The sequence below is a fragment of the Porphyromonas sp. oral taxon 275 genome (genome assembly GCF_018127745.1).
Classification (GTDB): Bacteria; Bacteroidota; Bacteroidia; order Bacteroidales; family Porphyromonadaceae; genus Porphyromonas.
In genome coordinates, this window is record NZ_CP072333.1 from 348627 (window position 1) to 367761 (window position 19135).

15 protein-coding genes and 1 pseudogene are annotated in these 19135 nt (G+C 62.5%); 7 read left to right on the forward strand and 9 right to left on the reverse strand.

The features are described from left to right. Nucleotides 1-75: 75 nt before the first annotated feature. From J4862_RS01270 to tpx (J4862_RS01280), 3 genes are all read left to right on the forward strand, one after another. Entirely contained in the window at nt 76-1368 is a 1293-nt protein-coding gene (locus J4862_RS01270; protein WP_211788942.1) for a hypothetical protein, read from the forward strand. 23 nt (nt 1369-1391) lie between these two features. Then, entirely contained in the window at nt 1392-1550 is a 159-nt protein-coding gene (locus J4862_RS01275; RefSeq protein WP_211788943.1) for a hypothetical protein, read from the forward strand. A gap of 212 nt (nt 1551-1762) precedes the next feature. Then, the gene (gene tpx / locus J4862_RS01280) at nt 1763-2269 is read left to right on the forward strand and encodes a thiol peroxidase (RefSeq protein ID WP_211788944.1); all 507 of its coding nucleotides are present in this window, start codon (nt 1763-1765) and stop codon (nt 2267-2269) included. 426 nt (nt 2270-2695) lie between these two features. Here tpx (J4862_RS01280) and J4862_RS01285 read toward each other — a convergent pair. Beyond that, nucleotides 2696-2818: pseudogene (locus J4862_RS01285) on the reverse strand (hypothetical protein); the annotation flags it as partial. Between the two features lie 707 nt (nt 2819-3525). On the opposite strand from J4862_RS01285, the gene J4862_RS01290 reads away from it, so the two are divergent. The 3 genes from J4862_RS01290 (at nt 3526) to tpx (J4862_RS01300) (ending at nt 5565) form a co-directional block, all read left to right on the forward strand. Beyond that, the gene (locus J4862_RS01290; protein WP_211788945.1) at nt 3526-4824 is read left to right on the forward strand and encodes a hypothetical protein; all 1299 of its coding nucleotides are present in this window, start codon (nt 3526-3528) and stop codon (nt 4822-4824) included. A gap of 2 nt (nt 4825-4826) precedes the next feature. Next, nucleotides 4827-5006, forward strand: coding sequence for a hypothetical protein (locus J4862_RS01295; RefSeq protein ID WP_211788946.1), 180 nt, complete (start codon nt 4827-4829; stop codon nt 5004-5006). Nucleotides 5007-5076: 70 nt separating this feature from the next. After that, entirely contained in the window at nt 5077-5565 is a 489-nt protein-coding gene (tpx, locus tag J4862_RS01300; RefSeq protein WP_249107432.1) for a thiol peroxidase, read from the forward strand. 136 nt (nt 5566-5701) lie between these two features. Here the strand turns inward: tpx (J4862_RS01300) and J4862_RS01305 are convergent, their stop codons facing one another. From J4862_RS01305 to J4862_RS01335, 7 genes are read right to left on the reverse strand one after another with little or no spacing between them, the layout of a single operon-like run. Further along, nucleotides 5702-7498: a hypothetical protein gene (locus J4862_RS01305; protein WP_211788948.1), complete on the reverse strand. Its 1797-nt coding sequence runs from the start codon at nt 7496-7498 to the stop codon at nt 5702-5704. A gap of 11 nt (nt 7499-7509) precedes the next feature. Beyond that, nucleotides 7510-10527: a tetratricopeptide repeat protein gene (locus tag J4862_RS01310; RefSeq protein ID WP_211788949.1), complete on the reverse strand. Its 3018-nt coding sequence runs from the start codon at nt 10525-10527 to the stop codon at nt 7510-7512. A 50-nt stretch (nt 10528-10577) separates the two neighbouring features. Then, nucleotides 10578-11492 carry a ribonuclease Z gene (locus tag J4862_RS01315; RefSeq protein ID WP_211788950.1) on the reverse strand — a complete coding sequence of 305 codons (915 nt, stop codon included), beginning with the start codon at nt 11490-11492 and terminating at the stop codon, nt 10578-10580. 17 nt (nt 11493-11509) lie between these two features. Further along, entirely contained in the window at nt 11510-12832 is a 1323-nt protein-coding gene (gene rseP / locus J4862_RS01320) for an RIP metalloprotease RseP (RefSeq protein WP_211788951.1), read from the reverse strand. 6 nt (nt 12833-12838) lie between these two features. Continuing rightward, the gene (gene dxr / locus J4862_RS01325; protein ID WP_211788952.1) at nt 12839-14026 is read right to left on the reverse strand and encodes a 1-deoxy-D-xylulose-5-phosphate reductoisomerase; all 1188 of its coding nucleotides are present in this window, start codon (nt 14024-14026) and stop codon (nt 12839-12841) included. Further along, a complete protein-coding gene (gene pepT, locus J4862_RS01330) occupies nt 14026-15273 on the reverse strand; it encodes a peptidase T (RefSeq protein ID WP_211788953.1) in 1248 nt (415 codons plus the stop codon). The genes dxr and pepT overlap by 1 nt, the downstream gene beginning before the upstream one ends. Then, complete coding sequence (locus tag J4862_RS01335) at nt 15270-16466, reverse strand: lipopolysaccharide assembly protein LapB (protein ID WP_211788954.1); 1197 nt, start codon at nt 16464-16466, stop codon at nt 15270-15272. Before J4862_RS01335 ends, pepT begins: the two co-directional genes overlap by 4 nt. 676 nt (nt 16467-17142) lie before the next feature. Between J4862_RS01335 and J4862_RS01340 the strand changes: the two genes are divergently transcribed. Beyond that, on the forward strand, nt 17143-18087 hold the full coding sequence (locus J4862_RS01340; protein WP_211788955.1) for an NAD-dependent epimerase/dehydratase family protein: 945 nt from the start codon (nt 17143-17145) through the stop codon (nt 18085-18087). A gap of 87 nt (nt 18088-18174) precedes the next feature. Here J4862_RS01340 and J4862_RS01345 read toward each other — a convergent pair whose 3' ends face one another. Then, nucleotides 18175-18936 carry a DNA repair protein RecO gene (locus J4862_RS01345; protein ID WP_211788956.1) on the reverse strand — a complete coding sequence of 254 codons (762 nt, stop codon included), beginning with the start codon at nt 18934-18936 and terminating at the stop codon, nt 18175-18177. Nucleotides 18937-19135: the final 199 nt, after the last annotated feature.

A 19135-nucleotide genomic window follows, 5' to 3' on the forward strand; every position in this document is an offset into this window, starting at 1 on the left:
GCTGGCGCAAGTCGTATGGAGTCCATGGGAGCACCCTAAAAAAGAAGCTTACATTAGTCACTAAACAATCATTCAATGAAAGCAACAAGACCCCTACTATTGCTTGCCCTGCTGGTGGTATTTGGATCCTGCTCCAAGGCCACTGATGAGCCTGTAGCCCCAAGCCCTAGCTCCAGCGATCAGCCGCTCAAGATCGCCCTGAGCGGTGAAATCGAGATGCCCGAGGTCGACGCTCAGACGGCGCGCGATCTGATCCTGACTGAAGGAACCAATAGCTCTGGTAAGCGCATCATTACTCCTTACTTCACCGATAGCCGCCTTCCGGCCATCCTCTGTATCTACGATGACTTCGGGGGGATGAGCCTCTCGCGTGTCTTCATCGATGTTACCCCTGCTACGAGCAGCAATGGTAAGCTGGTGAGCCGCTTCCGCTACTATGGAGGTCTAGACCAGGGAAAGTTTAAGGTCCGCGGTGCGAACCAACAGTTCAAGTCTGGAAATAAGGTCTCCTACAAGCAAGACCCAAGTAACTCTGGGGTCTACGTAGGGCTCTTCGTAGGTCTTGACCCCAATGGTGGTGAAGATACTTCCCTTGATATCGGTGAGAGTAGCATAAGCTATACCCACGGTGGCTGGGAAACCAAGCTCGGTCAGCAGGTAGACTATACATCTAATGGACCTAACCGCAGTGCTACCCGCATCATCTTCGGTACGACGAGCGAGCGTAAGGGTACCGAAACTGTCGAGATTGCTGGAGAAAAGGTCACCCGTGTCCTCTACGAGCATCATCCTCTGAAGTTCGTTAACGACAAGACCATCTTCGACAGGGCTCCAGATGCTCGCCATCCTAACCCTGACACCCGCGATAATGTCCTCACGGTAAATGACCTCAAGCTCACTATGCGCGGAGCCCTCCTCGAGGTCGCGGTAGAGAACTGGGGTACGGCTGACGTCAATGTCGGCGGTGTACGTGTCGGCACATTCGGTGGTGGTAAGGTTGAGTTCTCTGCCCCTACCGCGAAGAAGATCACACGTAAGAATCAGTACGGCCAGACGAATACCTTCTGGGAAGTAGATACGCCTCCTATGGTGACCCCCGCTAGCACTACGGAGAAGTACGATATCAAGTTCTACGATGCTGTCCGCCTAGAGGGTAAGGATCCCAGAAGTGAGAAGGTCGCTTCTATGAAGAAGATCGTCTACCTGCCCTTCGTCAACACCGTAACGGGTCGGGTGCAGAATCCAGGTACCCTCGAGATCTTCTATAACCAGACTACGGGTGCTACCGAGCAGAAGACTGTAGGTACAGCTGTCCGTGGGCTGAAGAAGCAGGGGATTCTCGTCTCGAAGAAGTTCATGATTAACTAGTAACGAAGATACACGCAAGAGATATGAAGAAGCAAGCCTATACGCAGCCCGAGATCGAGCTCCTCAAGCTCCAGGGTGAGCCTAGTCTTCTCGTGGACTTCTCTGTCGGAGGCAGCCTTGATGACATCGAGGATGCAGGGGAATGGGATGATAACGCCTACGCTCCAGGTAAGAGCTGGTAGTCCTCTTCACACGAAGAAAGCAAAGAGCGCGGGGCGCTACCTCCCATCTGGGGGTAGCGCCCCGCCTGCATTAGGGGGCTCGCGCGAGCGCTCCTTAGATCTGTTCCCCGCTCGGGGCGCCTTCGCCCCCGCGGGCGTTGCGGGGTGCGAACTATCTAGGGGGGCAGGCTGTTCTACTCACAGCTAATTCCCTCACCTAAGACAAATAGAATATGGCAACAGTAACGTTCAAGAATCAGCTCACCGTCACTCTCAACGGTCAGCTCCCCGCCGTGGGCAGCATCGCCCCTAACTTCGCCGCTACCAAGGCAGACCTCAGCGACGTCCACCTCGAGGACTGGCGTGGTCAGCGCGTGGTGCTCAACATCTTCCCCAGCGTCGACACGGGCGTCTGCGCTGCCACCGTACGCCGCTTCAACGCCGAGGCCGCCGCGCTGGAGAACACCGCCGTCCTCTGCCTCTCCAAGGACCTACCCTTCGCGCTCAACCGCTTCTGCGGTGCTGAAGGCCTAGACAAGGTCGTGCCCCTCTCTACCTTCCGCTGCAACTGCTTCACCGACGGCTACGGCCTGCTGCAGACGGACGGCCCGCTGCGCGGCCTGCTGGCCCGTGCTGTCGTCGTTATCGACACCGATGGCAAGGTCCTCTACACGGAGCTCGTCCCCGAGATCACTGAGGAGCCCAACTATGAGGCTGCGCTGGCTGTGCTGAAGAAGTAAGCTCGCCCTCCGCGCGTTCTAATTAAGGCCAAGGGGCGGCACCACGATCGTGGTGCCGCCCCTTGGCCTTTTGCTTACTTAATTAGGCGGGCGCCTTAGCTGGTCGTGCTAGGCGAGCGCCTTGGCTCTCGGCTGCTAGAAGAGGTAGTCCAGTCGGAGCGCCCGAGGACGCCGAGCTCATCGCGCTTCTGGGCGGGGATGCATAGGTCGAGGGAGCGGGTGGGCTCGGTGAGCTTGGTGTAGAGGGCTGTGGCCTCGGAGCTGCGCTACGTCTCCTCGTCGTGGCGCGGGCCAGCAGCAGCTCAGCCTTGCCTGCGTCACGGCTCTTGGGATAGGCACGGACGTAGTTCTCTAGCGCGGCGATGGTGCCCTCCTTATCCTTCTTGTGCTCTCGAGGGAGAGGTCCTACAGGTGGGCGCCTTCCTCCTCGGAGGGGCTGAGCGTCCCTGGGTTGATATTGATGTAGGGGTCAAACTTCTGTATCGTGATGCTGTAGCCACGTGCCTGGAGTAGCTTGCCTAGAGAGGCGGCTATGATCCTTTTCCCCAGGGGCGAGACGCCGCCGCGGCATGAACTCCTCTTGAACTACCTCCCCAGCAGCTCGCAGCCTGACTTGCAGGAGGACGAAGGCCCCGAGCAGCCTTGTACGCCGCGCCTTCGGAGGCTCTTCTCGTGCTCTGCCCTCGCCCGCACCGAGCTGAGGGATTAGCTGCTCTGCTGCTCCGCCTGGGCTCGCAGCCGCATGCGAGCTAAGGGGCAACAAGATTTCTTATATAACATCCCGAAGAATCTTATATAATATTCCGACAAATGTTATATAACTTCTGCTCCGATATTATATAATACTCCTCGAGATATTCTATTACTTTTCTCCCTTCCACCTAGCTGTCAGCTCTGCCTCACGCGTGTCGCGCTGCGCTGGCATCAGCCTCGGAGCGCGGCATCAGCCTGGGGAACGCGAGCCAAGACCAGGGGCAAACGTGTAGAAAAACATAAATCGGAGCGAGCTGTGTAAAGCATTGGCAGTGTGCTCCCAGCGTGATTCTGGGGGCTTCGGACTTGCTTCGTGAAAAGTTAGGTGCAAGAAATAAAATTGTTGTTAAAAAAGATTTATCGTAACTTCGCCATACAGAGAACGTGCTCACTAACTGATTTCGACGACTGCCTAGCCCCTTTCTCCCACTCTAGGCAGCTAGTATGGAGGAGGTGCGGGGTACGGGATCGTAAACGTACTATATACACTAAATTACTATTCAATGAAAGCAACAAGACCTCTTCTATTGCTTGCCCTGCTCGCATTACTCGGGTCCTGCTCCAAGGCTACTGATGAGCCCGTAGCCCCAGGCGCAGGTACTGCCTCCAGTGATCAACCGCTCAAGATCGCCCTGAGCGGTCAGATCGAGCTGCCCGAGGTCGACGCTCAGACGGCCCGAGAATTGTTCCTAGAACAAGGTGAAACTAGCACGGGTAAGCGCATCATTACTCCCTTTTTTTACGAGGCTAATCTCCCTGCGATCCTCTGTATCTATGATGATTTTGGGGCGATGAGCCTCTCGCGTGTCTTACTTACTGTCGTTCCTGCTACGAGCAGTAATGGTAAGATGGTGAACTACTTCCGCTACTATGGTGGGCTGGACCAGGGTAAGTTCCAGGTGCGCAGAGATAACCAAACGAGTAAGGCGGGTGCTAAGGTCTCCTACAAACAGGATCCAAATAACTCTGGGGTCTACGTAGGCCTCTTCATCGGTCTTGATCCCAATGGCGGTGAAGATACCTCCCTCGATATCGGAGAGAGTAGCATAAGCTATACCCACGGTGGCTGGGAAACCAGGCTGAATCATATGATAGACTACGTCTCTAAAGGCCCTAATCGCGAAGCCACCCGTATTATCTTCGGTACGACGAGTGAGCGTACGGGTACGGAGACTGTCGAGATTGCTGGAGACAAGGTAACCCGTGTCCTCTACGAGCATCATCCTCTAAAGTTTGCTAACGACAAGACCGTCTTCGACAGGGCTCCTGATGCTCGTCACCCCAACCCTAAGACCTATGACAATGTCCTCACGGGGAATGACCTCAAGCTCGCTATGCGTGGAGCCCTCGTCGAGGTTACGATAGAGAACCAGAGTACGGCTGATGTCAATGTTGGCGGGGTCCGTGTCGGGGATTTCGGTGGTCGACAGGTTGAATTCTCTGCTCCTACATCGAAGAAGATCACACGTAAGAATCAGTACGGCCAGACGAATACCTTCTGGGAAGTAGATACGCCTCCTATGGTGACTCCTGCCAATACCACGGAGAAGTACGATATCAAGTTCTACGATGCTGTCCGCTTGCCTCAGAAGGATACCAAGGATGGTCCGATCGCCTCTGTGAAGAAGATCGTCTATCTGCCCTTCGTCAATACTGTCACGGGACTGAAACAGACCCCAGGTACCCTTGAGGTCTTCTACAACCAGACTACAGGAGCTACCGAACAGAAGACCGTAGGCGGTGCTGTCCGTCCACTGAAGAAGCAGGGGATACTTGTCTCGAAGAAGTTCACCATCAACTAGTAATGAACATACATGCAGTAGATATGAAGAAGCAAGCCTATACGCAGCCCGAGATCGAGCTCCTCAAGCTCCAGGGCGAGCCTAGTCTTCTTGTGGACTTCTCTGTCGGAGGTAGCCTTGACGATATCGAGGATGCAGGGGAGTGGGATGATAACTCCTACGCTCCAGGTCAAAGCTGGTAGTCCTCTCCACACGAAGAAAGCAAAGAGCGCGGGGCGCTACCTCCTAGATGGGGGTAGCGCCCCGCCTGCATTGGGGGGATCGCGCGAGCGCTCCTTAGATCTGTTCCCCGCTCTTGGCGCCTTCGCCCCTAACTTCGCCGCTACCAAGGCAGACCTCAGCGACGTCCATCTCGAGGACTGGCGTGGTCAGCGCGTGGTGCTCAACATCTTCCCCAGCGTCGACACGGGCGTCTGCGCTGCCACCGTACGCCGCTTCAACGCCGAGGCTGCCGCACTGGAGAACACCGCCGTCCTCTGCCTCTCCAAGGACCTACCCTTCGCCCTCAACCGCTTCTGCGGTGCTGAAGGCCTAGACAAGGTCGTAACTCTCTCGGCTTTCCGCTGCAACTGCTTCACCGACGGCTACGGCCTGCTGCAGACCGACGGCCCGCTGCGCGGCCTGCTGGCGCGTGCCGTCGTCGTCATCGACACCGATGGCAAGATCCTCTACACAGAGCTCGTCCCCGAGGTCACCGAGGAGCCCAACTATGAGGCTGCGCTGGCTGTGCTGAAGAAGTAAGCTCGCCCTCCGCGCGTTCTAATTAAGGCCAAGGGGCGGCACCACGATCGTGGTGCCGCCCCTTGGCCTTTTGCTTACTTGGCTAGGCGGGTAGGCTTAGCTGGTCGTGCTAGGTGAGCGCCTTAGCCCTCGGCTGCTAGAAGAGATACTGCAGGCCGAGGAGCGCCGTGAGGGGCTGCTGGCGGTAGCCATACCACTGGGTGGCGCCCGTCAGGAGCTGCGCGCGCAGCTCGGCCGTCAGAGAGAAGCGCGAGGAGACGCGATAGATAGCCTCGCCATGCAGGACGTGCTGGGGCTTGAGCCGCACTACCTGCCCCGCGAGGTCGTAGCTGCTCGTGGCGGTAGCGAACTCATAGCCTACGCGTAGCTGGGTATGGGGGATACTCTGCAGCTCGAGGAGCGCCGAGAGCGTCCACTCGGGGCGTCCCGTCAGGAGGTCGCTCGCCTGCTGGTAGTCCTTATGCTCCGCAGCCAGCGAGGCGGTGAAGAGCCCTTCGTGGCGGTAGCTCAGCGCAGCCCCGATCGAGAGGTCCTGATAGCCCGCATAGTAGGGGACGAAGCCTAGCGCGAGCGGAGCCGTAGCGCCCTGAGGTAGGGAGACGTTGACCATGGAGACCGGACGCCACTGCGCGGCGTGGCGGTATGAGCTGTAGCCTACCCAGGCCTCAGCGCTGAAGCGATCCTGGAGCAGGGTCTTGGCCGAGAGCTTGACCCAGCTGCGACGCTCCAGCAGCTCAGGGTAGCTGGTGGGGCTGAGGTAGGGCATCTCGCGGCTGAGGAGCTGACCTCGGAGCTGGGCGTAGTGCTCGGCGTCGGACTCGAGGCGGAGGCTGAAGGCTGAGCCGTAGCTGAGGCGGGCATCGACCTTGGGGAAGAGGTAGAGCTGCGCTCCCGAGGGATCACTGCCGTTGGTGAGGCGAAGGCCCCCACGCAGGTCCCAGCGCCAGTCGTCCGAGAGGTCGCCGTAGGAGATGTAGGGGGCGACGCTGAGGCTAGAGCGGGAGGCATCGGGCAGCACCTGCTGCTGGCTCAGCTGCTGGTAGCTGGGGCGGTAGTAGCTGAGCGCCCCATAGATGCCGAGGCGCGCCGTGCTGGAGAGCCTGTGGGAGAGCTGCAGGGAGAGGCGCGGTGCGAGTTCGCTGGCCTCGTAGCTATAGCTCTGCAGGAGGGCCTCGGTGTACTTCGTCGAGGCGTAGTCGAGGCTGAAGCCCAGGTCATAGAGCCAGTCCTCAGAGGCGATCTCGGGGGTAGCCAGGCGCGCGCTCAGGCGGAAGTGCTGCGTGGCCTGCTCGGGGTCCTCGATGGTGGTCTGCGAGCCGAGTGGGGGCTGGGTCGGGGCTGTCGTCTGCTCGTAGGTAGCACGTCCGTAGTAGTTGGTCTTGTAGCGGCCGAGCTCGGCTCCGAGCTCGAGGCTAGGCAGGTCGAAGCGGTGGAGGTAGCGGGCGCCGAGCAGCCACTGCTGCTGGCGGGCTGTCCCCTGACCGGCGAGGACGTCGTAGCCGAGGCGTGCCTGCGTCCAGTCGAAGCGCCCGAGCACGTCCAGCTCATCGCGCTCCTGGGCGAGGATGCGGTAGCCTGCGCCGAGGCGTAGGGTGGTGCTGACCCCGCCGCGGGCGGTGAGGTAGCCGCGCTGCTCGGAGCGGGCAAAGCCGCCCTGCATCGGGGCCAGCGCGCGCAGCGGGCTCAGCAGAAGGCTGGCGCCGAGGCCCCGGTCCTCATAGCTGTAGCGGGGCTCGCTGACGCGGGGAGCAGGGAGGCTCAGCGAGAGATCCTGGGGCTGGCGCGTCGAGAGGGTCAGCTCCTCCTGCGTCATGACGGTGAGCTCGCGGCGCAGGGTGTCGGCGCGCTTGGGGCTCTCGGTCTGTGCGCTCAGAGGGAGGGCAGCGCTGCCGCCGAGGATTAAGGCTAAGGGGAGGATATGCTGCTTCTTCATACTCATCATACTTATTTGTAGCTAGCGAGGCGCTCGGAGATCATCCGCTGGATGTCCTCCTCGCTGCCCTTATAGTTGTCACGCAGGCTCTCGACGTACTGCTTGGCTAGGTAGGTCTCACCCGTGCGCTGGTAGCAGTCTGCCAGGAGCAGGAAGGCGCGGGCGAGCCAGTACTGCTGGGTGGTGCCTGCGGCGATGAAGCTGTCGAGGCTCTTGCGTGCCTCGGCAGGCTTGCCCGAGCGTAGGAGGAGATCGGCATGGCGCACGATGCCCTCTGCGCCCTCGGGGCTGTCGCCCTGCTTCAGAAGCGCCTCGTAGGTCTTCAGTGCCTGGCCGGTGGCGCCGCTGGCCTCTTCGCTCTTCCCCTTGATGAGGATGAGGGCGCTGCGTGCGCTCGTGCCGAGGTCGCTGCGCTTCAGCAGTTCGCTCGTCACCGCAAGGCTGCGCTTGTAGTCCTTCGCCTCGTGGGCCGAGACAGCGAGCTGGACGCCGTAGCGGATCTTCTGCGGAGCCTCGAGCCCTTCCAGAGCGTAGAGCTTGGACCAGGAGGCGGTGCTGGCGGCGAGCTTGCCCTCGCTCTTCTGGAGTCGTGCCAGTGCCTCGAGGGCGGGGATGCGGAGGTCGAGGGAGCGAGCGGGCTCGGCGAGCTTGGTGTAGAGGGCCGTGGCCTCGGAGCTGCGCTGCGTCTCCTCGTAGTGGCGGGCCAGCAGTAGCTCGGCCTTGCCTGCGTCGCGGCTCTTGGGGTAGGCACGGACGTAGTTCTCTAGCGCAGCGATGGTGCCCTCCTTGTCCTTCTTGTACTTGCTCTCGAGGGAGAGGTACTGCAGGTGGGCGCCTTCCTCCTCGGAGGGGCTCAGCTGCTTGCCGAGGGTGGAGGCGTAGGCGCTGTACTCGTCTACGCGGTCTAGGTCGATGTAGATGTTCTTGAGGTCGGAGAGTGCGGAGCGTGCCTCCTCGCTTTCGGGGTAGCGTGCGATGAGGTCCTTGTAGGCCTTGATGGCCTCCTCGTGGCGGCCTGCGTTGTAGGAGACCATCCCGAGCTCGAGGGCGCCGAGGCGGGCATAGCTCGTCTCGGGGTAGCGCTGGATGAGCTGGGAGAAGGTACGCTGCGCCTCGGTGACGGGTGCCTTGCTCAGGATCTGCGCGCGGCCCTTGTCATAGAGCACCTCGGGCAGGTGGGCGGACTCGGGGTATAGGCGAGCCAGTAGGTCGAGCGACTCGATCTGCTTGGCATAGTTGCCCCAGCGTCCCTGGATGGCGGCCATGCGGTAGAGGGCCTCGTCGTTGCCGCCTGGTGCGAGCTCGTTGGCGGCGCGGTAGTCCTCGAGAGCCTCCTTGCTGCGGTGCTGTACGAGGTAGCTGTCGGCACGGCGGCAGAGGGCGTCTACACGGCGGGCTGTGGGCTCACTCGCGGCCTGGCTGAGGTAGCTGGTGAAGGCACGCTGTGCCTCGCTGTAGCGCTTCGCATTGTAGTAGGCGTAGCCCTCGACATAGGCGCTGAGGGGTACGCTGAACTGGGCGCTGCGGCTGTGCTGCACGTCGCGGGCGGACTCGGCGTAGCGCCCCTCCTGCAGGTAGGTGAGGGCACGCAGTAGGTAGCACTGAGCGGTATAGTCGGGCTGTGTGGCGAGCTTGATACCCTCGGAGAGGCGCTGCTCGGCCTCGGCATAGCGCCCCTTGTTGAAGGCATCCTCCCCGAGGCGCAGCAGGACGTACTGCTTGGCCTCGTCGAGGTCACGGCTCTGGAGCTGCAGGCGCTGCAGGGTTGCCAGCGACTGGCTGTAGTCCTTGTTGGTGAGGAAGAGGCGCTTCATCAGCCCCAGCACCTCGGCGTGGTGCTTGGACTGGGGGTACTCCTTGACGAAGGCCTCGGCGGCGCGTACGGTCTGGCCGAAGTTAGCCCGCTGCGTCTGGTACTGCAGCAGTACGCCGTTGTAGAGGGCGGCCTCACGCAGCTGGCGGTCGGCGGCGGGGTGTGCGGCAGCGCGGCTGAAGGCTAGGGCGGCAGCGCTGGACTGGCCGAGCTTCAGGAGGCTGTTGGCCTGGACGAAGAGCGTCTTGGCCCCGTAGTCCCCAGCCTTGTCGGTCTCTACGCCTTCAAGGGCCTTGAGGGTCTCGTCGTAGCGGCCTAGGGCGTAGAGCGAGGCGCCGAGGGCGTAGCGCTCCCCAGCGTTCGGCTCGTAGCCGCTCTCCGAGAGGAGGGGCTGCAGGTAGCGCACCGCCTCGGCATAGGAGCCGAGGGCGAAGTGTGCCTGTCCCTGGGCGCCGCGGATGTCGGGGCGGGAGGCGAGGCTGGGGTAGCTACGCAGTAGGGGCTGGGTAGCGCTCAGCGCAGCCTCGGGCTGGAGGGTGGCGAACTGTAAGAGGACGAGCTGGCAGGCAGCCTCGGGGCGCAGCGCCTCGGGGTAGCTCTCGGGACGGAAGAGCTCACGGGCGAGCTCCGTCTTCCCCTCCAGCTGGGCAATGGTGCCGAGGTAGAGGGTGGCCTGAGCTCCGACGAGGCCGCCATCAAGGTCGGCCGCCTGCTCTAGGGCTGCCTTGGCCTCTGCGAGCTGCTCCATGCCGCGCCTATCCTTCAGGAGGCTGTAGCCGAGGGCCAGCTGTAGCTGGGCGGCCTCACGTGGGGCGAGGGCCGAGAGGGGGACGCGGCGAAGTTCCTCCTGCGCTACCGAGTAGTGCCCTTGCTCGAGGTAGATGAGCCCCAGGAGCAGCTGGGCCTCGGCACGGTCGAGGCTCTGCGGATGCTCGGTGAGGAAGCGATTGACCAGCTCCTCGGGGCGGTCGGTACGCTGGAGCATCAGTGTGGAGAGCATCTGGCGGTAGGCAGCGTGCTCCCGCTCTAGCGGTAGGCGACCTAGCTGGGGGAGGTCGTGGAGATAGCCTAGATAGTTGGCCGAGGCATAGTCCTGGTGCAGCTGAGCAGTCTCGAGGAGGCTACGGCTGGGATCCGTCGTCTGCGCCTGGAGGCTTGCCAGCGAGCCGAGGCAGGCCAGGCAAAGGACGAGGCGTCTATAGTTCGTTGACTTCATTCGTGTATAGGGCTAGGGTGGGAGGGCGAGGTCGGTAGCGCGGGCGAGGCTTAGACCTCGAGGGTCATCAGTTCGTCGGCTGCGGTCGTCTCGGGGAAGAGGGCGCGTGCCTCCTCCAGCAGAGGAGTGGCATCGCTATAGCGTGCGGAGTAGTGTCCTATGAGGAGGCGCCCTACGCCCGAGGCGCGAGCGATCTCGGCGGCCTGCTCGGCCGTGCTGTGCCCCGTCTCGGCGGCGCGTGCGGCTCGCTCGTGGGGGAAGGTCGCCTCGTGGTAGAGGAGGTCGACCCCCTGCAGGAGGGGGATGAGGGCAGGGCGATAGGCCGTGTCGGAGCAGTAGGCGTAGCTGCGACCTGCCTTGGCGGGGCGCGTCAGCCGTGCGTTGGGGATGAGCTGCCCCTCAGGCGTCGTGTAGTCGGCGCCCTCACGCAGGGCCTTGAAGGCGCTGACGGGTACGCCGTAGAAGTCACAGGAGGCGCGGTCGATATGCCGCTCGAGGCCCCGCTCACGGAAGAGGTAGCCCGTGCAGGGCATGCGGTGGTCTAGTGGGAGGCTGCTCACCGTGAGGGAGCGATCCTCATAGACGGGGCCTGCCTGCCTATCGTCGAGGGTATGCACCTCGATCTCATAGCCGAGCCAGCTCGTGCTGGAGCTGATGAAGGGGGCGAGGTAGTCGGCGATGCCGTGCGGCCCGTAGATGGGCAGAGCGCGGCGCCGTCCCAGCAGGCTGAGCGTCGAGAGTAGCCCGGGCAGCCCGTAGCAGTGATCGCCGTGCAGGTGGGAGATGAAGACCGCGACGAGCCGACCGAAGTCCAGCCGTAGGGCACGCCACTGGCGCTGCGCTCCCTCACCGCAGTCGATGAGGAAGAGCTTGTCGCGGTAGGCGAGGACCTGAGCACTGGGATAGTGCCGTGTCGTAGGCAGCGCCGAGCCGCAGCCGAGGATGTGTACGCGGAAGTCACTCATGGGGCTAGGGACGCGCCTTACTTAAAGAAGGCGCGGTAGACGTCATTGCCGTTGGCGTAGAGCATCAGCAGCATCAGGAGCACGAGCCCTACGGTCTGGATAGAGGTCATTGCCTTGTCGCTAAGGGGCTTGCGGCGGATCATCTCGATGATGATGAAGAGGATATGCCCGCCGTCCAGCGCAGGGATGGGGAGGATGTTCATCACCGCCAGGATGATGGAGAGGAAGGCCGTGATGCTCCAGAAGCTCTGCCAGTCGAAGCTCGAGGGGAAGAGCTTGCCCATCGTGCCTAGGCCGCCCATCTGCTTGGCGCCCTCCTTGGTGAAGATGTACTTCAGCCCCCCGACGTAGCTGGAGATGGCCTGTGTGGCGCGGTCGAAGCCTGCGGGGATAGCGCTGAGGACATTGTAGTGCACCGTCTCGATGGGGTAGATCGCCTCGATGGGGCGCAGCTGGATACCTAGACGACCCTCGGTGTCGACCTTGGCCGAGAGCTCGTGGAGGCCGTCGGGGCGCTCTACGGTGAGGCGCACCTCCTGCCCCTTGTGCTCGTGCAGCGCAGCGATCACCTGGCTGAGGTCACCCGTGGACTGGCCAGCGACAGCGACGACGCGGTCGCCCACCTGCAGCCCACTGCCCTCGGCGGGGCTACCTGCGGGGAGCTCGTCGATGATGAAGGGCATGCGGAGCGAGCCGAAGCCTTCCTCTGCCTTGAGGATACGGCGCATCATGTCCTCGGGTACAGCGATGACCTTGGTCTCCGTCCCGCGGCGTACCTCGACCTCACGTGCCTTGACCAGCGAGGAGAGGAAGCGGCTGTCCAGCACGTTGGGCGCCTCGGTATCGTCCACGCGGAGGATGACGTCGCCGTCGACGAAGCCCACGGCCTCAGCGGTGGCGGAGAACTCCATGCCGGCCGAGACCTTGTCGCTGTGCAGCACCTTCGTGCCCCAGGTCAGCGAGATAGCTGCGTAGATGATGAAGGCTAGGATGACGTTGAAGATGACGCCGCCGGCCATGATCATCAGGCGGGCGAAGGCGCTCTTGCTACGGAACTCGTCGGGCTTGGGCTCACTGGCCATGCTCTCGGTGTCCATACTCTCGTCGATCATCCCTGCGATCTTGCAGTAGCCTCCGAGGGGTAGCCAGCCGAGGCCGTAGGTCGTGCCGCTGCGTTTGCTCGTCCACTTGGCGAGCGAGAACCAGGGGTTGAAGAAGAGGTAGAACTTCTCTACGCGCGCCCCGAAGAAGCGTGCCATCGAGTAGTGTCCGAGCTCGTGGATGAAGACGAGGATCGAGAGGGAGAGGAGGAGCTGAAGTATCCGAATTGCTATATCCATGCTTGTCTATTGATTGTAGTGGGGGAGGGCCTCGAGGCTACGACGGCGTACGTCGCTGTCTACTGCGCTCAGGGTCTCGAGGTCGTACTGGGCGGCGGGGCTGGTGCTGTGCAGCATGTCGGCGATGAGGCGGCTCATGGCGCGGAAGCCAAGGCGTCCCTCGAGGAAGGCTGCGACGGCGATCTCGTTGGCAGCGTTGAGCACGCAGGGCGCCGTGCCCCCGAGCTCTATGGCCTCGTAGGCGAGGGCTAGGTTGGGGAAGGCCTCCAGATCGGGGCGCTCGAAGGTGAAGCTCCAGTCGGCGAAGCTGAGGCGCGGGTAGTCATTGCTCATACGCTCGCTAAGGCCGAGGGCGTAGCTGATCGGCAGGCGCATATCGGCCTGCCCGAGCTGTGCCTTGACCGAGCCGTCGCAGAACTGTACCATCGAGTGGATGATGCTCTGCGGGTGCACCACGACCTCGATGTCCTGGGGCGCGGTGTCGAAGAGCCAGCGCGCCTCGATCATCTCCAGCCCCTTGTTCATCAGCGAGGCCGAGTCGATGGTGACCTTAGCGCCCATGACCCAGTTGGGGTGCTTGAGGGCCTGCTGGGGCGTGACGCGCTCCAGTGCCTCGGGGCTCCAGCCTCTGAAGGGGCCGCCCGAGGCCGTCAGCAGGATGCGCTCTAGGGCGCGGCGCTCGGCACGGCTGTCGCAGCTCGACTCCCCGACGAGGCACTGGTAGATGGCCGAGTGCTCCGAGTCTACGGGGATGATGCGGGCGCCGTACTGGGCCGAGAGGCGCATGATCAGTTCGCCCGCCACGACGAGCGTCTCCTTGTTGGATAGGGCGATGGTCTTGCCTGCCTTGATGGCGGCGAGCGTGGGGCGTAGTCCCGAGTAGCCGACCATGGCCGTCAGGACGACCTCGACCTCGGGGCGCTGTACGACCTCCTCGATGGCCTCGGCGCCCGTGAGCACCTCGATCCCGAGGGGGTCGAGGGCCTCGCGTACCTCGGGGTAGTAGCGCTCGTCGGCGATGACGACTGCCTGCGGACGAAATTCCCTAGCCTGTGCGATGAGCAGCTCGGCCGAGCTGCGGGCGACCAGCACGCTGGCCTCGAGCTCGTCGGCGTGGCTGCGGATGACCTCCAGCGCCTGCGTCCCTATGGAGCCCGTCGAGCCGAGGATCGCTATCTGTCGTCTCTGCTCCATCAGGCGGTGGGGCTAGCTAGTGTGACCAGGTGGACGAGGGTCTCGGCGGCACGGCACATCGTGTCGAGGGAGGCGTATTCGTAGGGGCCGTGGAAGTTCGCCCCGCCCGTGAAGAGGTTGGGGCAGGGGAGGCCCATGTAGCTGAGGCGTGCGCCGTCCGTCCCGCCGCGTATGGGGCGTACCAGCGGAGCTACGCCTGCGCGCAGCATGGCCTCCTTGGCACGCTCCAGCCACTCGGCATGGGGCGCGACCTGCTCATACATATTGTAGTAGCTATCCTCTAGCTCTACGCGGATGGCGGTATGGCCGTAGGCCTTGTTGATCTCGGTGGCGATCTTGGTGAGCAGCTCCTTCTTCTCCTCGAAGGTCGCCCGATCGTGATCCCGTATGATGTACTCGGCGTAGGCCTCGCTGACGTCGCCGCGTAGCTCCGTCAGGTGGTAGAAGCCCTGGTAGCCCTCGGTGAACTCGGGGCGTGCCATGTGGGGCAGGGCTGCGTGCAGGAGGTAGACGACCTCGAGGGCGTTGATCAGCTTGCCCTTGGCGTAGCCTGGGTGGATGCTGCGGCCTGTGGCGTAGACCCTGGCCGTGGCGGCGTTGAAGTTCTCATACTCCAGCTCGCCCTCCTTACCGCCGTCGACGGTGAAGGCGAAGTCTGCCCCGAAGGCGGGGACATCGAAGTAGTCGACGCCCTTGCCGATCTCCTCGTCGGGGGTGAAAGCGATACACAGCGCGCCGTGCTCCAGCTCGGGGTGCTCCATGAGGTAGCGCACGGCCTCCATAATCTCCGCGACGCCTGCCTTGTCATCCGCCCCCAGCAGCGTCGTGCCGTCGGTGGTGATGAGGGTGTCGCCGATGAGCTCGCGCAGCTCGGGGAATTCGCGCGGGTCGAGCACCGCCCGCTCTCCGAGCGCGATGACCTCTCCGCCGTAGTCCTCGATGACCTGGGGCTGCACCTCGCGTCCCGAGCAGTCGGGGCTGGTGTCTACGTGTGCGATGAGCCCCAGGGCAGGGGCTGCCTCATGGCCAGGGCTCGCAGGGATGCGTGCCACGACATAGCCCCGCTCCTCGAGGCGTACCTCAGGCACGCCGAGCTCGACCAGCTCGTCTCGGAGGAGGCGCAGCAGGTCGAGCTGGCAGGCGGTAGAGGGATAGGTACTGCTCTTGGGGTCGCTCTGCGTATGGATACGCACGTAGCGGATGAAGCGCTCCAGCAGTCGGGGGCGTAGCTCGTCAGCTATAGTCATTGCTTCTCTTGATGTAGCTCCGCGTAGCGCTGCTCTAGTCCGAGACGATAGTAGACATTGCCCAGCAGCTCACGCACCTGATCAGGGGAGCGCTTGTAGGCTGCCTCCAGATGGGGCAGGGACTGGCGGAAGTAGTCCTTGGCCTTGTGCTCGTCGAGCTTCGTCGCTAGGGGATTAGCCAGCAGGCTTACGGCTTGGTTGTAGTATACTTGCCCGAGATTGAAGAGGGCATCATAGTTGTCAGGGCTTAGCTTCAGCACCTGCTTGTAGACTTCGGTAGCGTGCACCCAGTCCTGAGCCATGAAGTAGACGTTGCCGCGTAGCACCAGGAGGTTGGGATTGGTGGGGGCTGCCTTGATGGCCTCGTCGATGAGGGCGACGGCAGCCTTGTAGTTGCCCTGCGCCTGGTGGATGGAGATGAGCTTGCCGAAGAAGAAGGTCGTCTTCGGGAAGCGCCGAGCTCCCTCCTCCAGCAGCGGGAGTGCGCCGAGGGTGTCCTGCTGCGCCAGATGGCTGCGGGCGATGAACTGGTAGACCTCGTTCTGATTGGTCGAGAGGTCGCGGTACTCCTTCCCGAGGCGAATGACCTCGGGGTAGAGCTTGCCCGTGTAGGCCGAGACGAGGGCGTAGTAGGCGAGGTTGGCCGTCGTGCTGTCAGCCTTCAGCACGCGCTCGCCTGCGGGGAGTAGGAGGCGCTGTGCCTGCAGGGCGTAGTCGAAGGCACGGCTGGCGCGCGCGTAGTCCTTATGGTCGAGGTAGAAGAGCCCCGCGTCGTACATCTTCGGCGCGTCCTCCTTCAGGAAGTCCTGGATACGCTTGGTGAAGCGTGGCTGGACGCGTCCCTGCGCGTTGGGGCGCTGGTCGAGCGAGTCGGCCCGCAGCCAGGCGGGGAGCTCATCGACGACGTGGCGAAACATCGTCGCCGTATCCCCAGGGATGCCAGGGGTCGTCAGCTTGCGGTACTCAGCCTTGTAGAGCTGGTGGTCTACCAGCCCGCGGATATAGTAGGTATAGGGGTCTGCCTTGGTCTCTTCGTGAGCCTCGGCCAGCCCCAGCAGGCGGCGTATCTCGGAGTAATTAGGCTTCTCTGCCTGGAGGAGACGCTCGGCTGCACGCACGTGAGTGCGCTGTGCCCAGCCGCTCATCGGAGCCAGTAGACACAGGGCAGCTACGTAGCCAAATATTTTCTTCATCGTAGAGTCGTCTATCTATTAGGTAGCGATGAGCTCTGCCCACCTATGCGGGCTACCCGAGTTCATCTCTATAATAACTCGCTGAGGGGCATGTCTGGTATATCCCCTCGCTATAGAGACAAAGATACTACAATACTCCCTAAGCGTCACGGAATAGGCGCCTCGTGCGGCACGGCGAGGGTTGGGGCTAAGCCCCCTAGAGCCAGCGAGGATGGCCAGGTGTGGAGCGCCTCGGCGTGGGCTCGGGAGCGGTCTAGCTCCCGCACTGGGAGCTCGTAGCGTGGCGACAGCCTTGTCCTAGCTCCGTGAGGGATATCCCTGAGCCCTGCTCACTGGTATCCCTCAGCACTCTGACGGACGCCCCTCAGTGCCCTGATTGATATCCCTCACGAGGCCTCCTTGCACAGGTGCACCTCGCTGAGGCCTTAGGGACGCCCTTCCTCTCCGCTGAGGTGAAGGACGAGTGTGAGGAGTGCGCTGGTGCAGAGCGCTTTGGGCGGGGCGGGGCGCCGAGTCTTGGCCTGGCTTGGGTATTCCTAGGAGAATTGCTACATTTGCCTCGTAAAGAGCACTTGTACGCTCTATACCCAGGGCTCCATGAGAAGCGCACCTGGCCGTAATAGAAAACGCAACACAAGTAGACGAACTCTTACTCAATTAACATCAAGATCGAGGTATGAAAAACATCCTGATTATCGGCTCTACGGGGCAGATAGGTACGGAGCTAGCCCTCACCCTACGCAAACACTATCCCACCGTTGTCGTCGGCTACATCCCCTCAGCACCCCCTCATGGCGAGCTGCTCGAGACCGGGCCTAGCGAAGTCGTAGACATCACCAACGCCGCGCAGATCGCCGAGGTCGTGCGCCGCTACAAGATCGACACCATCTACAACCTGGCCGCACTGCTGAGCGCTGTGGCCGAGGCCAAGCCCCAGCTGGCATGGAAGATCGGCCTCGGAGGCCTCTTCAACGTGCTGGAGGTCGCCCGCGAGGAAGGCTGCGCTGTCTTCACCCCGAGCTCCATCGGCTCCTTTGGCCCCGAGACCCCGCGCGACATGACGCCCCAGGACACCATCCAGCGCCCCAAGACCATGTACGGGGTGACCAAGGTGTCAGGTGAGCTGCTCAGCGACTACTACCACAAGCGCTTCGGCGTCGATACGCGCTCGGTACGCTTCCCAGGGCTGATCTCCAATGTAGCGCCTCCAGGGGGCGGCACGACGGACTACGCCGTAGATATTTACTACGCTGCCGTGCGTGAGGGTAAGTTTGCCTGCCCGCTCAAGCCCGGTACCTACATGGATATGATGTACATGCCCGATGCCCTGCGTGCCTGCATGGAGCTGATGGAGGCGGACCCCAGCCGCCTGCTGCACCGCAATTCCTTCAACATCACGGCCATGAGCTTCGACCCCGAGGGTATCGCTGCCTCGATCCGCGAGCTCATCCCCAGCTTCGAGCTGCACTACGAGCTCGATCCACTGCGTCAGGGCATCGCTGACTCCTGGCCCAACTCCCTAGACGATAGCTGCGCGCGCAGCGAGTGGGACTGGAAGCCCCAGTACGACCTGCCGGCCATGACGCGCGATATGATCGAGACGATCCGCCGCAAGGGCTAGCCCCCTCACGGACCCGAGATATAAGGAGAGCGCCCGACTGCTATGCTAGCAGTCGGGCGCTCTATTTGTATGCCTTGCTCTGGGGGCTCAGTCCTCATCTACGGGGATCGGGGCCGGCGGAGGGCTCGTGGTGGCGAGCTGCCGCAGGATGGGTAGGCACTTCAGCGGGGGAAAGTGGTGCAGGTGCAGGCGGTAGTAGTCCAGCAGCAGGTCGAGGATGCGGGCGCGCTGCAGCCTATTGAGCGGGTAGCCATACAAGCGCTCGTAGCTCATCCGAAGCAGAGCAGGCACGGCCGCGTACTCCTCGGGGCTGAGGCGATAGGCGCCTGGGCTAGGGACGAAGCGCAGCTCCGAGAGGTCGAAGAAGCGCCCTAGGCAAGGCTCCTCCGGCAGCTCGGGCGTGAGGCCGAAGTACTCCAGCAGCTGGATGAGGAAGCTGAGGTGGAAGTTCGCCACGCCTTGCTCCAGCCCTTCCCAGAGCTGCAGCGAGTGGCTGATGAAGTGGTAGAGCTCGGGCTCGGGGCTCGGGGTGCGGAGGATGCGGTAGAGGAACTCGCTGAGGAAGATGGCCTGTGCGCCCTTGGCAGGGTGCGTCTGTAGGCTGTGGTGGAGGCAGAGGCCACGGGCTTCCTGGATCTTGTAGAGCTCGCCGCGGCTTTGCTTCTTGAGGATCAGCTCTACCTCTGCCAGCGGGCGCAGTAGCTCCCGTATGGGCTGCCGACGCTGGCGCCGCTCGGGTACGAGGACGCCTACAGCCCCTGCCTCGCGTGTGTAGAGCTGGTAGATGCTGTAGCTGTCGCTGTAGCGCGTGCGGTGGAGGACGATGGCGGGAGTGCTGAGGGCCTGCATGAGCGGAGCCTAGTGAGCGGCGTGAAGGAGTGTTGAGGAGCTGCCTTAATGAGTGCTGAGGCGCTGCCTTGATGAGTGCTGAGAAGCTACCTTAATAAGTACTTGGGGCGGCTGCGAAGGACTAGAAATGACGAAGCCCCTACCGCTGGCAGCCCGCGTGGGGCTAACCAGGAGTAGGGGCTCGTCGCTAGAGGGATCG

Excerpts from the sequence above, each read along its gene's own strand:
- J4862_RS01275 (WP_211788943.1), top strand. The coding sequence starts at position 1,392 with ATGAAGAAGCAAGCCTATACGCAGCCCGAGATCGAGCTCCTCAAGCTC.
- J4862_RS01315 (WP_211788950.1), bottom strand. The coding sequence starts at position 11,492 with ATGAGTGACTTCCGCGTACACATCCTCGGCTGCGGCTCGGCGCTGCCT.
- pepT (WP_211788953.1), bottom strand. The coding sequence starts at position 15,273 with ATGACTATAGCTGACGAGCTACGCCCCCGACTGCTGGAGCGCTTCATC.
- J4862_RS01290 (WP_211788945.1), top strand. The coding sequence starts at position 3,526 with ATGAAAGCAACAAGACCTCTTCTATTGCTTGCCCTGCTCGCATTACTC.
- J4862_RS01335 (WP_211788954.1), bottom strand. The coding sequence starts at position 16,466 with ATGAAGAAAATATTTGGCTACGTAGCTGCCCTGTGTCTACTGGCTCCG.
- J4862_RS01305 (WP_211788948.1), bottom strand. The coding sequence starts at position 7,498 with ATGAAGAAGCAGCATATCCTCCCCTTAGCCTTAATCCTCGGCGGCAGC.
- J4862_RS01345 (WP_211788956.1), bottom strand. The coding sequence starts at position 18,936 with ATGCAGGCCCTCAGCACTCCCGCCATCGTCCTCCACCGCACGCGCTAC.
- rseP (WP_211788951.1), bottom strand. The coding sequence starts at position 12,832 with ATGGATATAGCAATTCGGATACTTCAGCTCCTCCTCTCCCTCTCGATC.
- J4862_RS01310 (WP_211788949.1), bottom strand. The coding sequence starts at position 10,527 with ATGAAGTCAACGAACTATAGACGCCTCGTCCTTTGCCTGGCCTGCCTC.
- tpx (WP_211788944.1), top strand. The coding sequence starts at position 1,763 with ATGGCAACAGTAACGTTCAAGAATCAGCTCACCGTCACTCTCAACGGT.
- dxr (WP_211788952.1), bottom strand. The coding sequence starts at position 14,026 with ATGGAGCAGAGACGACAGATAGCGATCCTCGGCTCGACGGGCTCCATA.
- J4862_RS01295 (WP_211788946.1), top strand. The coding sequence starts at position 4,827 with ATGAACATACATGCAGTAGATATGAAGAAGCAAGCCTATACGCAGCCC.
- J4862_RS01340 (WP_211788955.1), top strand. The coding sequence starts at position 17,143 with ATGAAAAACATCCTGATTATCGGCTCTACGGGGCAGATAGGTACGGAG.
- J4862_RS01270 (WP_211788942.1), top strand. The coding sequence starts at position 76 with ATGAAAGCAACAAGACCCCTACTATTGCTTGCCCTGCTGGTGGTATTT.